Source organism: Paenibacillus glycanilyticus (assembly GCF_051200795.1).
GTDB lineage: Bacteria > Bacillota > Bacilli > Paenibacillales > Paenibacillaceae > Pristimantibacillus > Pristimantibacillus glycanilyticus.
In genome coordinates this window covers 1,016,593-1,029,889 of sequence record NZ_CP195155.1, presented here as the reverse complement: position 1 = coordinate 1,029,889, position 13,297 = coordinate 1,016,593, and the positions used below count along the sequence as shown (strand labels likewise).

Genomic DNA, 13,297 nt, shown 5'->3' with positions numbered 1-13,297 from the left:
TTTGCATTTCTTATCATGCCCGGCGGAATGGAAAATAATTCAGAATGAGGAAGAGGGACCCTGATAGAGAATAAAAAAAGCTGTCCGGGGTGGACAGCTTTTTTACTACTTTCGTTCGATAACCTCCGCTAGCGGATCCTTTGGCGGGATGTGGTTATGCTTGCGGAATGCGTAAACGCGGATGGCGATAATCTTGATAATCGCATAGACGGGAACTACGATGATCATCCCGAAAGCGCCGATAATGGAGCTTGCGCCAATAACAAGCAGCATGACGGTGAACGGATGAACGTTCATTTGCTTGCCGATGATCCGAGGTCCGATCAGGTTCGCTTCAATCTGGTTCGAGACAACCAGCACAACGCCAACCAGAAGCACCGTCATCGGAGAGACGGTAAGCGCAACGACAGCCGTCGGGATAAAGGCGATTAACGGCCCGATATAAGGGATGAAGTTCGTGATGGCGGCAATCAAGCCTAGCAACAAGGGATAAGGCATATCGATAAGCAGGTAACCAACAAAGGTCAGCACGCCGATAAGGAGCGACGTGAGCACTTTGCTCAGGATAAACGAACCAATCGACGCATCGATCTCCTTGAGCGCCCCGCTTGCTTCCTTGTGGAAACGTTCCGGCAGCATCCGCAGGATATGGCCGGGCAGCTTGTCTCCCTCGCTCAGCAAGTAATAAATCATAAACGGAACGAGACCAAGCAGGAAGAAGAAGTTCATAATCACGTTAAAAATGCCGCGTACGCTGCCGATGACGGAATTAAGCAGTTCATCCAGCGATCCGGTCAGCTTGTTGGTCAGATTTTCCGTAGAAAGGGCATCCTTCTGCCCGATTTCCCTCAACCATTCATGCTGCTGCATGGATTCAAGCCATGTCTGAACGGAAGCGACGATCTGCGGAAAGTTGTCCACCAAATTAATGGACTGGTCCCGGATTGGAGGCCAGATCATCCAGAAGAACAAATAACAGATGCCAATCGCGCCTATGTAAACGAGCAAAATAGCGACCGCCTTGGGCAGCTTCATAGAAAGCAGCCTTACAAACGGCCGGAACAAATAATAGAACATGCCGGAGATCAAGAGCGGCACGAATAACGCGGCAAGCACCTTGCCGATCGGATTAAACACGAAATCTACTTTAGACGCCAGATAGGCGATCAATAAAACAACGATAATGCCATAACCTATGCGAAACCACTTGCCTTGCGGCATACGAACAAAACTCCTTTTAACGATATTTTTTCCTATTACTAGAATTAACGCAAAACGGTCGGAAATAAACATAGGAAGAGCAATTATTCCTCCCAAATTCGCTGAATGCTAGGTTTACCCGCCGGGAAGGTAAGCTGAAAGACATCGGGATTAGACATGACTTCCCACTCTTCAAATCCGATCCGGTTGTCAAAGTGCTTAAGCAGCAGAGAAATCAGATTCCCGTGGGAGACGATAACAATGTTGTTTTTGCCGCTGTTCAGAGCTTCCGTAACGACGTTTACCGCACGGCTCGCTGCTTCATTACTGGACTCCCCTCCCTCGTAAAGCAAATCCGGATCCTCGTAAGTCAGTCGCAGCATCTCCCGCCAATCCGCATGATTGGCTCCTGACAGGACTCTCTCGGTTAAGCGGTCATCCGTAGCTATGTCCACACCAAGTCTGCCGGCAAGCGGCGCTATTGTTCTAAAAGCTCTTTCGAACGGACTGGATAGAATGATATCTACTTCCCTGCCGGAGAAAAAGTCGGCAAGCTCTTCCGCCTGCCGAATGCCCGTCTCCGATAATGGCGCATCCGGCTCCTGTCCGGCAGCTTTGCAATGACGCACGATATACACATGTTTCATGACGTTGCCTCCATTACCATGCGCTCTAGCGTTTTCTTGTCTTACGAGATGCTCTTAATTTGCGAGCTTCCTCAGTAGTATGGAACTCATATTCTCCCCATGGTTTATCATTATCAATTCCGTTGTTAATAATCTCATACACTTCAGTATTACTGCATCCTGCTGTTGATTCTAATGTTCTTAAATGTCTATAACACTCTTGGAGGCTAGCAAACTCTGTTTGTTCATCTTTTTTCTTCATAACGATAGGTATCCATTTTGCATTTTGTTTCAATTGAATTCCCTCCTATTTACAATGCAGACAGTATTCTGCCTTTAAGTCATCTGCTTCGGACTCTTTACTAATCCAATAATAATGTCCATTAAGATTTTTGTTTTGGATAACTTTTTGAATAAAATGCCTTTTCTATAGGTAAGTGCATGACAGTCTATGAACTTTAACCAAGGATGTGGGTCTATCTGTGATTACGATTAGCCCCTCTTTTTTTTCTTTGTATCAATAAAATCCTCGAGTGTCGTTATTTCAATTTTCAGAGGCTCTCCTCCTATTTCGTTTTTTCTTCCGTAAGATTGTTTTCTTCAATCCAATGGTCCGTTGTAAAAATTATACAACCAAAAACACCCTAGTTTGAATAGCTGACTTATAATCTATGGTTAAATTTCTCCTACGTTGGATTGCTTCCAACTAAATCGATCCATAAAGATAGGGCAACTGCTCCACACTGGATTTTATACAGTAAAAACTCCCTCAAGAGCACCAATTCGCCTTTTTTGTGAGAATTCACTGGATAAACTCCAATGTAGAAGACTTATAACCTCTTAAACAAGCAACTACAGTGGAGTAAATCCAACGTAAGAGCCCCAGCACTCCAGCCTCCACTCCACCGGCAAACAAAAAAAGCGGTCTCCAAGGAGGCAGTCCCCTCATCCGCTTCCTTTCACTGCCTTCTTTATTTCAGCCTGCATATACTCGGCAAATTCAATGAACGGGCGCTCATCCCGCTCTGACAGGTTGCCTTGTCCCATGTAGTCATCCAAGCAGGCCCTCAAAATGGCATGATACTTGCTCGGCAATACCCTTAGTCCCCATTCCCCTCCCTCTTGCTTGGAGGACACTTCGCCTTCCCGCAAGTAGAGCAAAACCCGGCAGAGATTTAAGGAATAATACACCGGCAAATCGATTATCCCTTTGGATGCTTCGCTTATATCGCCAAGAATGGACTGTATATAATGGATGCTCTCAACGGGCTTGAATAGTTCAGGGATCGGAACGCCCCATAAAGTCCTGCCCCTGTAATAAATAACCGTAAGATGCGCGGCTAGATCCGGGTCTTCGAATCCTCCGCAAAGGTAGCCGGGTTCCGATTGATAACGCTCGCGATGAGACTCCGAGTAGTGGTATTCGAATGGGGTCGGGTACGCAAACTCCTTTGCGTAAGACTCCAATATTATGCTTAGCTCTATCCCATTGCTGCCGGTCAAGTCATGATCCAGAAGCAAAATATGCCTCGTCATCAGCTGCAGCTCTTCCTTCGAGAGCTTATTCTTTACGACAAGGATAAGATCGATATCGCTTTTCTGCGGGTTGAAACAGCCCATAGCCAATGAACCGTGTAAATAGATACCTGTTAAATTGTCTGATAATATCGACCTGAAGATGCTAACCGCCTTTTCCAAAAAAGCATCGATATCCGCCATGTCCCCCTTCAAATATACGACCTCCCCCTGAATTACAATCACTCCCCCATTATTATCCAAAATAAAATCCTATGTCTACGGCCAAGATCGCAAACTCCAATATTCAGACATACTTCCTTCAAGATTGAGACAGTCCTTAGCCCTTTTATTTTTATTCAGCTAAACTTATAAAAACCCGTTGGATAATGGTTTATTTGTGATATAATCTCCATAGTTTTTTACCAATAAAGCATTTACACTAACACAGAAATCGGTGATCACATGTTTCAATTCAAGTGGCTTTGGCACAATCTGAATGGTGATCGGGCAAGGTACATAATCGCCCTATGTCTGTCCGTGATTGGCTCATCGCTCACGATTATCAACCCGTACATTGGTCAACGCATTGTCGACACCTTCATCGCAAGCGACAATGCCGTAAAAAACCTGACCGATGAACGATCCCTGCTGATCGGCTTATGCTTTGGCATGATCGGCTTCTCCCTGCTTCGCACGGGGCTCGCTTACTTCACTACCCTGCTTTACGAACGCGCATCGCAAAACATGCTGTTCCGCGTAAGGATTTACCTGTACAACAAAATTCAAGGTCAAGACATGCAGTACTATGACCGCAACCGTACCGGGGATCTGATGACCAAGATGACGGGCGATCTCGAGATGGTGCGCCACTCGCTCGCGTGGATCATCAAGACGATTATCGAATCTCTTACGATCTTCTTGGCAGCGGTTGTCTACTTCTTCTTTATCGACGTCTCGCTTACGTTATGGCTGCTTATCCTGTCGCCGCCAATCCTAATCGTCGCTTTTATCTTCGCCAGACGCGTACGCCCGATGTATGTGGATCTCCGGGAGCGCCTGTCGCAGCTGAATACAACAACGCAGGAGAATATCGCGGGCAACCGGGTCGTCAAGGCCTTCGCGCGCGAGGAGTTCGAGATTCGGAAGTTCACCGAGAAGAATGTCAATTACTCGACGGCCAACAAGAAGGCCGCCTTGGTATGGCTTGATTATTTCCCTTATCTGGAGACCTTGTCCCAGGCCTTTAACGTTATTCTCATGATTGCGGGCGGTCTGCTCGTGATGGACGGCCGGATTACCTTTGGCGAGTTCTCCGCTTTCTCCGCGCTCATCTGGGGTCTATCCAACCCGATGCGCAACATCGGCATTATTATTAACGATATTCAGCGGTTTTTCGCCAGCCTTACCAAAATCATCGATGTATACTACGCCCAGCCTCAAATCGTCAATGAGCACAACCCGGTTGTGAAGCATCGCTATAAGGGCAGCATCGAATTCGATAACGTCAGCTTCAAATACGACAGCGCTACGGTACTTGAAAATATCAGCTTTAAAATTGCGCCTGGCGAAACCGTTGCCATCATGGGCGCCACGGGCTCCGGCAAAACAACGCTGATCAATATGATTCCGCGCTTCTACGATGTCACGAAGGGCCGCGTTCTCGTGGACGGCAAGGATGTCCGCAAGCTTGAGCTTGATGAGCTTCGCGGCAATATCGGGGTAGCGACGCAGGACGTCCTGCTCTTCTCCGATACGATTGACGGCAATATCGCTTACGGCAATCCGGATATGCCGGAGGAGGAAGTCACGAAGTTCGCGAAGCTTGCCGCAGCCCATGACTTTATCCGCAAAATGCCGGAAGGCTACGACACGGTCGTAGGCGAACGCGGGGTGGGTCTGTCGGGCGGTCAAAAGCAGCGTATCGCTTTGGCGCGCGCGATGGCCGTGCAGCCTCCGATTCTCATTCTGGATGATACCACCTCGGCCGTCGACAACGAGACGGAAGAGCATATTCAGCGGAGCCTGAAGGAGCTGGAATTCTCCTGCACCAAAATTATTATCGCGCAGCGCGTGTCGACAACGTCGCAAGCCGACCGGATCCTCATTTTGGAGAACGGCCGCGTTATTGAAGAAGGAACTCACGCCGAGCTACTCGCAAAACGCGGGTATTATTACGGAGTATTTATGCTGCAGAACGAAGGCATCGAGAGAGAGGTGACAGCTCATGGCAAGGAATAAATTCGACATCGACGAGAATCTGGAGTCGCCCTTTAACATCAAGCACTTCAAGCGTGCTCTCGTCTATATCAAGCGCCAGAAGAAGCCGATGATTATCGCCTTCGTACTGAGCGCCCTGTCAGCGGGTATCGCGCTCTCCGCGCCTCTGATCATGCAGCATGTGGTTGACGTTACGATTCCGGCCAAGGATAAAGGCGGACTTGTCTGGCTGTCGCTGTTAATGCTCGGCACCATTGTGGTCAGCGTTATTCTGGCGACGATCCGCTCCCGCATTATGACCCGCGTCGGACAGGATATTATCTTTGATATCCGCTCCGATCTGTTCAAACACTTGCAGGAGCTGCCGTTCCAATATTACGACGACCGTCCGCAAGGCAAAATTCTGATCCGCGTTGTCAACTACGTCAACTCGGTATCCGATGTGTTGTCCAACGGCATCATCAACTTGATTCTGGAGATTCTCAACCTGATCTTTATCGCGGCGTTTATGTTCGCGGTTGACGCCAGATTGTCGCTTCTTATCTTGGGCGGCCTACCGATCTTTATCGGCATCATGCTGCTGATCAAGACGAAGCAGCGCCGCGCATGGCAGGCGGTATCGAATAAGAGCTCCAATATGAACGCTTATCTGCAGGAGAGCATCAGCGGCATTCGCGTTACGCAAATCTTTACCCGGGAAAAACATAACGAAGGCACCTTCACCCGCTTGTCGGTCAACTATCGCAGCGTGTGGATGAGAGCCATGTACTTCAACTTCCTTGTGCCGTTCTCGGTGGATAACCTGACGACGCTCGTAACGACATCGATTTATTTCGTAGGTCTCCTGGCGTTAAGCCCGGCGGAAGTCACCTTTGGCGTCATTCTGGCGATGAGCAGCTACGCGGCGCGCTTCTGGCAGCCGATCCTTAACATATCCAACTTGTATAACAGCTTTATTAACGCCGTCGCCTATCTGGAACGGATCTTCGAGACGCTCGACGAACCGGTTACGGTCAGCGATGTGCCTAACGCGCGCGAGCTGCCGGCTATCAAAGGCCGGGTTACCTTCGACGACGTGACCTTTGCTTACGATCCTGGCGTCAACGTCCTTCAGAACCTGAAGTTTGACGTAAAGGCCGGCGAAAGCATCGCGCTTGTAGGTCCTACCGGCGCGGGCAAAACAACCGTCGTCAATCTGATCTCGCGCTTCTACAATGTCACCGACGGCCGGATTCTGATCGACGGGAATGACATTGCGGACGTGACGCTCAAGTCGCTTCGCAGCCAGATGGGCATTATGCTTCAAGACAGCTTTATCTTCTCGGGCACGATTATGGACAACATCCGCTACGGCAAGCTGGACGCGACGGAAGAAGAGATTATCGCCGCGGCCAAAACCGTATGCGCGGACGATTTCATCCGAGAATTCGAGCATGGCTATATGACCGAGGTGAACGAACGCGGTTCGAAGCTTTCCCAAGGCCAGCGCCAGCTGATCTCGTTCGCCCGCACGCTGCTCGCGAATCCGCGCATCCTCATTCTCGACGAAGCGACTTCGTCGATTGATGCCCAGACCGAGCGCCTGCTGCAGAAGGGTCTGAACGAGTTGCTTAAGGGACGGACTTCGTTTATTATCGCGCACCGTCTGTCCACGGTTAAGAACTGCGACCGGATTATGTACGTAGCCGACAAAGGCATCGCCGAAGCCGGCTCGCATGACGAGCTGATGGCCCAGCGCGGCCGGTACTACAAGCTGTACACTGCTCAGAAGATGGAAGCCATGTAACAAAGCAAAGCAAGGCCCCCGATCGGAATGGATCGGGGGCCTTTTCTATTATCGCGATAACTTGATAAGAAGCTTTTTCGCCGATTCGGTTTCGACCGTGATTTTGTAACGCTCTTGTACTGCTTCAAAATCAATGCTGCCAGTCTCCTTGGAGGCTACGGTTTTCTCCCAGACGGTCTCGTCATCATGGCTGACCTTGAGGATAAACGTTCCCTCCTCCGAGGACGCCTCATACGGGATGCTTACCGAACCCGCTTCCGCGACGGAGAAATCGTCTACCTTGTAAGTCCCTTTCAGCGAGCCGATCTTCAAGCTCAGCTTTCCGTTAATCTCGGTTTTTACGGTTGAGACGGCTACGTTGGTTCCATCGGCATATTTGGACGCGACATTAATGACAACAACCGTCATAATGAACAAGGCTAAAAAGATCCAAAATCTGAATTTGGATTTGGACTTACCGATTCTCAAATTATAACCCCCTGGCATTTTTGTCCGTCGGACAATTATTCGCCAGGGGGCTTCTAATCCCTCTTCTTGCCGTTATTTTGCCGATACCGTTCCATCCTCGTTAACCTTCACGTTGAATGAAATCTTGTTCAGCTTTGAGTATGTCGTTTCGTTATAAGCCTGCTCCCTCAGAATCGGTCTTGTGTTATCGATTTTTACCGGCGTGATTTTACTGCTCACCTTATCCCCGTCGAACGTTAAAGTAGCAATCATGGAGTCGTACGCTTTATTTGAACGCTGCGTTGGGGTGAACACAAAGTTGCCGAGGGAATAGAAGATCGGTTTGCCCTTGTACGTCTCAATCCCCTGCAGGCAATGGCTGTGGCTGCCGATTACGGCATCTACCCCCGCGTCGATAAAAGCTTTCGCATACGTTCTCGCATAGTCCTCCGGGTAATCCTGGTATTCGTTATTCCAGTGAATATAGATAACCGTTATGTCCGAATATTTAACGGCGTTCTTAACGTAACGCATCATCGTGTCAAAATCGTAACCCGAGGCGATACCCGCCTTGTTATCCCCCGCATACCAGCTTGGACCCGAGAGCACCCGGCTGATGCCAACGATCGCTACCTTCTTCCCATTGACCTTCTTGGAGTAGGCGGTAAACGCCTCGTCGATATTGCTGCCGGCGCCGGTATGTCCAATCTTGTATTCGTTCAGATAATCTATCGTGTCGGTCAGCGCGTCCACGCCGTAGTCCAGCGTGTGGTTATTCGCAACGGATACTCCGTCGATTCCGGAGTTTACGATCGCTTGCAGCGTTTTGGGAGCGGAGCGGAAGGTATACGTCTTGATCGCCTTTTGCCCGCGTGTCGAGATCGGAGTCTCCAGATTGGCGAAGCTGATGTCGGAGCCGGATAATAGCCCGCGTACCTTTTCAAACGGGTAATTCACGCCATACTTATCCATGTTCGCCGCAACCTTCCCATCCAGCAAAATATCCCCCGCAAAGCTAATCTCGATCGGCTTGTCCTCCGCGGCAGTCGGCTTTGCCGAAGCCGCTGCAGAAGCAGAAGAAGCTATTGCCGTTACATTGCCCGCCGCCTCCAGATTAAAGCCCAGAAAAAGAAGCAAAGCCATTACGTATTTAAGCACGGTCATTCGCATCGTACCCTCCATGGAATCTATGTATCTTCCAACCAAGACTACTAATGTGTATGCCGGAAGGAAGAAATAGATTACTAGAGGGAGCAGATAAAAAATAAGCGGCAGCGCTAGGGGTTTAACCCTGCACTGCCGCCTTAATAAATGAATTACGAGGCATTCTTTACCGTAAACGTCCCCTTTACGTTAGAGCCCTGAACCGTGAAGCCGTAAACGCCCGGGAGAGCTTTCTTGAGCATGAAGATATTATCTCCCTTGTGCAAAGGCGCCTCGAGGTTCAAGTCCTCGGAGACAAACGTCATGCCTCCCGAAGCCAGCGATGAAACATGGAACACCAGCTTGATCATCATATCCGGTTGAAAAATAATATTGCGGGGATTAAAGCCCGCACCGTTTACTTCCACCGTCGCGATCTGAATGCCGCTATCGGCATCGTATACGGCATCCGCCGTTGAAGTCTGGCCGATCTTTGCCGCGCTGGAATGATCCGCATGCGACAGGAGCACGGAGAAGAACAAGGCAACGGCTGCCGCATACATGGCGGATGCCGGAATACCGGATGCGCGTTTCGTCTTAACGGCTGCTTTTCCTTTCTGCTTAGCCGGCTCTTCCGCCTTGCGGTAGTAACGCTCCGCGGCCTTCTGCATAAGAAACGCGAGTATAACAAACGCGATATCCGCGCCAATCATCAGTGCATCCGATACATAAAAGCGCGAACCTCCAAACAAGCCTATTCCCGCGCCAAGCCAGCCTGTAATCGCGGCATTGGCCGCTGTTATTGCGCCATGTTTTTGGATATAAGCCATGCCCAATGCCGTTGCAATTACTCCCGCAATAACAGCGGACAGCCGCAGCTTGTAATCCAGCGTTTCGATAAGCAGGAAGCCAAGAGCGGTTGAAGCAAGGAATACGAGGGCTATCGCGATTGTCCGGTTTGCCATTCCCGCGATCATCAGGTATACCGTTGCGACTAACACGAGCAATAAGCTTCCGATATGCAATCCCATAGAAGGGGCCTCCTTCTCCGTGTTTTAACAGTTTTAAATTTTTGACGCAAAATGGATATCCGGATACACGTAAGGCACCGCGGACGGCTCGGCGGACTCTATATCCGTGGCCACGATTTTCATGATATCGTGGCCGCCCAATTGCGTTTTTCCGATCGTGCCCGTAACCGTAATCCAGGTATCGTTGGCGTAATCCTCCGCTTCGGGCGTTTCGACGATCATGCCGTAAGGGGCAATGTCCGCGATACAATGGGTCATCGCCATCCGTCCTACGATCAACTGGCCACCGGATAGCTGCTTGTCCCGGTATACGAAACCAGTGATCCGTATCGTTTTCCCTTGAAAGTTATCCACGAATCGGTTAATCGCTTCAAGCTTCTCGATAAACCATTGATCCTTCATTTCAATCATGTCCTGCTGATACAGCAGCATGCCCAGCTTCGCGTAATCGAGGTTGTAAGGCTGCGTGCGGAACAGCTCCTTCAGCCCGCTGTCCACATTGCCTTCCAGCTCTACAAGCTCGAGATCCGCTTTGCCGTCGTCAACGGGAGCGACTCCCATGTTCATTCCTTTATTAACGGCGAGCGATCCGGCAAACGCTGTATTCGGGAGCGTTGCGCCAAGGAGCAGCGGAAGCAGAAACAGACCGTATATCCCCGATTTCATGAGCATCCGGCGCGAGCGCCCCTGCCTCTGCCCGGCAGCATCATGCTTATGCTCATACCCGTGATCGTGTCCGCAGTCGCATACGATGATCCGTTCCCGAAGCGAACGTACCGCTATGCGGAATTGCGATCCTGCCAGAATGAGCAATACAACGGAAGCGGCCACGACGTAAGGCACCAGTCCAGGCGCAATATAGAGCAGCATGTCCCCCGATTGCCAGAGATAAAGAATCAGCGCGGCGAAGCCAATCAGGATCAAGCCTTTAAACGAATGATCGATGGCTTCGGTATACGCGGGTTTCCAGCGTTGCAGCAAAGTCCTTCCCTCCCTAGTTCATGATAAGCAGCGAGCCGACGTATACAAGCACGGTAACGCAGACGCCTACAAGCAGCACGAATTTTGTTTTGAATACGGCAAGCATCATCAGCAAGCTCTTCAAATTCAACATGGGACCAAATACCATAAATGCGAGCAGGGCGCCTTTATCGAAGGTGGTCAGGAACGACTGCGCCACAAACGCATCCGACGTCGAGCAGAGCGACAGCATGAAGCCAAGCGCCATCATCAGCGCGTTCGAGCTGCCCGCACCATGTCCCAGCGCCATCAGCTCGGTGTTGGACACAAACGTCTGCAGCAGACCAACCAATAGGGCCCCAATGAGCAAAAATTTGCCCATATCGAAAAATTCGCTCACCGCATGCCCCATCACCTCGGCGATTTTGCCGGAGCGGTGAGCATGCGAATGTTCATGGTTATCATCATGCCGGTGCTGATCATCATGATGATGGTGGTGAATGTATGCGTGAGTATGGACGTTTGCGGCAGCTGTTGTCTCCCGGAGCGGATCAAACCGCACAACGCGGTAGACGATCAGCCCAACAATCAATGCAATCGCAAAGGCAAGCCCCATCCGCATGTACGCCATTTCGGGATGACTGCGGAAGGCGGTAAACGTCGACCAGAAAACAATGGGATTAATAATAGGGCCGACCAGAATAAAAGCCGTCGCCACATGGGTCGGCATCCCCCTGCGAATGAGCTTCCGAATCGCCGGCACTATCCCGCATTCGCAGATCGGGAAGATGATGCCAAGCACCGTTGCCGTTAAAATCCCCAGCACGGGATTGGAAGGAATAAAGCGGCGGATCATGGCGTCCGACACGAATACGTGAAGCAGCGCCGATATGATAACGCCAACCAAAATAAAGGGCATGGCCTCCAGCATAATGCTGATAAATAATGTTTTGAACAATTGCAGCTTGGGATTGGCAAGCCATGTCCCCGGAGCATTGCTCGAGAACAAATATAGCCCAAGAATAAACAGCAGGCTGACGGCAGCAAAAAGATTCGTGCGCGAAGATGCGGCCTTGCGTTGCATTGTCGTATTTTCCATAAGTTTACGCTCCCGAATTATCCGATGAATACCCGTTCAACAAGCCAAATTCCGCCCAATAGCAAAGCCGTGCTCGAACCGGCCAATACGAATTTTCTCGCGTGCCGGTAACGATGAAGACCCAGAATAATCGGAAGCGCAAGGCAGACAATCCCCAACTGGACCGCCTCGATGCCCAGATTAAAGCTGGCGAGATCTACGCCCATCTCCTTGCGCGGTATATTCATGCCAACCAGAATATCCGCGAAGCCCATGCCATGGATTAAACCGAACAAAAACGTAAGCATCCACCGGTAGCTGACTTGCGGACGCACCATATTGTCAATCGCTACATAACAGATGCTCAAGGCGATCATCGGTTCCACAAATGCGCCGGGGACGCTGATCCAGCCAAGGACCGTCATCGACAGCGTGATGCTATGCGCGACCGTAAATGCCGTGATCATAACGAAATACTGCTTAATCGTTTGTCTGGCAATGAGCAGCGAGAATAAGAAGAGCAGATGGTCGTAACCGCCAAGTATATGATGCATGCCTAGTTTAAAAAACGAATACCAGCCGGAGGTCGAGCTTTCGCTGCTTTCCGTAACGGTATTACCGGAAACGGCGCCTTCAGCCGCATCGTTTGCTTGATCTCCGCCGCCGGCAGCAACCGGCTGCAGGTCTGCGGGCAGCGCCGCGTATTGATCATCCGTTATTTGCATCGCCCATGTCCGGTCGCCGCCGTTTAATGCCGAGGTGCTCTGGCCGGAGCCGTAATGGATCGTCAGCAGATTCACGTAATTGGTCTTGGCATCCTTCTCGTACAATGTATCTGAAAGCGAGAGCGATTCGCCTCCGGATGCGGCCGGATAACGAACCTGCATAATCACCTGCGTGGCATCGCCTTTGCGGTCCAGATAGTAGTTCTCGATCTGAACCGGCGCCTGTGCTTTCCCGCCTATTTTCAAAGTTATGTTTTTATTGAATACATCCGCAAAGGGTTCTTTATCCGCTTCGAACTCTTCCGGCTCGAGCATCTTGTTGTCGTTGGCGTCGCCGCCTACCCATTCGATGACGGATAATTCATCGATCGCGTAAGTGACCACGGTGCCGGACTTTGTCAATTCCACTGTCGTATAGCTAGCGCTGTACGCATGCGCCGATGCCGCCAATGGAAAAGATACGGCTGCTAAAGCAATTGCAATGGTCCCGCCTATCCCGGCGATAACCTTTCCTAACTTGTGCGCAAACATGACCCGGTCTCCCTTCGATCAAGCGTAAACGGCAA

The 13,297-nt window shown here is 50.4% G+C and carries 12 protein-coding genes; 2 read left to right on the top strand and 10 right to left on the bottom strand.

Annotation, left to right across the window (positions count from 1 at the left end; translation table 11 throughout):
• Window positions 1-105: 105 nt before the first annotated feature.
• The 4 genes from ACR9FF_RS04625 to ACR9FF_RS04610 form a co-directional block, all read right to left on the bottom strand.
• The gene (locus ACR9FF_RS04625; RefSeq protein ID WP_127496213.1) at window positions 106-1,221 is read right to left on the bottom strand and encodes an AI-2E family transporter; all 1,116 of its coding nucleotides are present in this window, start codon (window positions 1,219-1,221) and stop codon (window positions 106-108) included.
• An 83-nt stretch (window positions 1,222-1,304) separates the two neighbouring features.
• Window positions 1,305-1,847 (bottom strand): histidine phosphatase family protein, encoded by a 543-nt coding sequence (locus tag ACR9FF_RS04620; protein ID WP_435169352.1) that lies wholly within the window; start codon window positions 1,845-1,847, stop codon window positions 1,305-1,307.
• Between the two features lie 25 nt (window positions 1,848-1,872).
• The gene (locus ACR9FF_RS04615; protein ID WP_435169350.1) at window positions 1,873-2,121 is read right to left on the bottom strand and encodes a hypothetical protein; all 249 of its coding nucleotides are present in this window, start codon (window positions 2,119-2,121) and stop codon (window positions 1,873-1,875) included.
• Between the two features lie 650 nt (window positions 2,122-2,771).
• Entirely contained in the window at window positions 2,772-3,557 is a 786-nt protein-coding gene (locus ACR9FF_RS04610; protein WP_435169348.1) for an aminoglycoside adenylyltransferase domain-containing protein, read from the bottom strand.
• 249 nt (window positions 3,558-3,806) lie between these two features.
• Between ACR9FF_RS04610 and ACR9FF_RS04605 the strand changes: the two genes are divergently transcribed.
• Window positions 3,807-5,582, top strand: a complete 1,776-nt coding sequence (locus ACR9FF_RS04605; RefSeq protein WP_116394162.1) for an ABC transporter ATP-binding protein — start codon at window positions 3,807-3,809, stop codon at window positions 5,580-5,582.
• Window positions 5,569-7,347: an ABC transporter ATP-binding protein gene (locus tag ACR9FF_RS04600; RefSeq protein WP_127496221.1), complete on the top strand. Its 1,779-nt coding sequence runs from the start codon at window positions 5,569-5,571 to the stop codon at window positions 7,345-7,347. The genes ACR9FF_RS04605 and ACR9FF_RS04600 overlap by 14 nt, the downstream gene beginning before the upstream one ends.
• Window positions 7,348-7,395: 48 nt before the next feature.
• Here the strand turns inward: ACR9FF_RS04600 and ACR9FF_RS04595 are convergent, their stop codons facing one another.
• The 6 genes from ACR9FF_RS04595 to ACR9FF_RS04570 all read right to left on the bottom strand — a co-directional run bounded on the left by ACR9FF_RS04595 (window position 7,396) and on the right by ACR9FF_RS04570 (window position 13,262).
• A complete protein-coding gene (locus ACR9FF_RS04595; protein ID WP_435169345.1) occupies window positions 7,396-7,815 on the bottom strand; it encodes a hypothetical protein in 420 nt (139 codons plus the stop codon).
• 72 nt (window positions 7,816-7,887) lie between these two features.
• Window positions 7,888-8,958: a CapA family protein gene (locus ACR9FF_RS04590; RefSeq protein ID WP_435169343.1), complete on the bottom strand. Its 1,071-nt coding sequence runs from the start codon at window positions 8,956-8,958 to the stop codon at window positions 7,888-7,890.
• A gap of 152 nt (window positions 8,959-9,110) precedes the next feature.
• Window positions 9,111-9,968 (bottom strand): hypothetical protein, encoded by an 858-nt coding sequence (locus tag ACR9FF_RS04585; protein WP_435169341.1) that lies wholly within the window; start codon window positions 9,966-9,968, stop codon window positions 9,111-9,113.
• A 33-nt stretch (window positions 9,969-10,001) separates the two neighbouring features.
• Window positions 10,002-10,949, bottom strand: coding sequence for a TIGR03943 family putative permease subunit (locus ACR9FF_RS04580; RefSeq protein WP_435169339.1), 948 nt, complete (start codon window positions 10,947-10,949; stop codon window positions 10,002-10,004).
• Between the two features lie 13 nt (window positions 10,950-10,962).
• Entirely contained in the window at window positions 10,963-12,027 is a 1,065-nt protein-coding gene (locus ACR9FF_RS04575) for a permease (protein ID WP_435169337.1), read from the bottom strand.
• Window positions 12,028-12,044: 17 nt separating this feature from the next.
• Complete coding sequence (locus ACR9FF_RS04570) at window positions 12,045-13,262, bottom strand: HupE/UreJ family protein (RefSeq protein WP_435169335.1); 1,218 nt, start codon at window positions 13,260-13,262, stop codon at window positions 12,045-12,047.
• Between the last annotated feature and the right edge of the window lie 35 nt (window positions 13,263-13,297).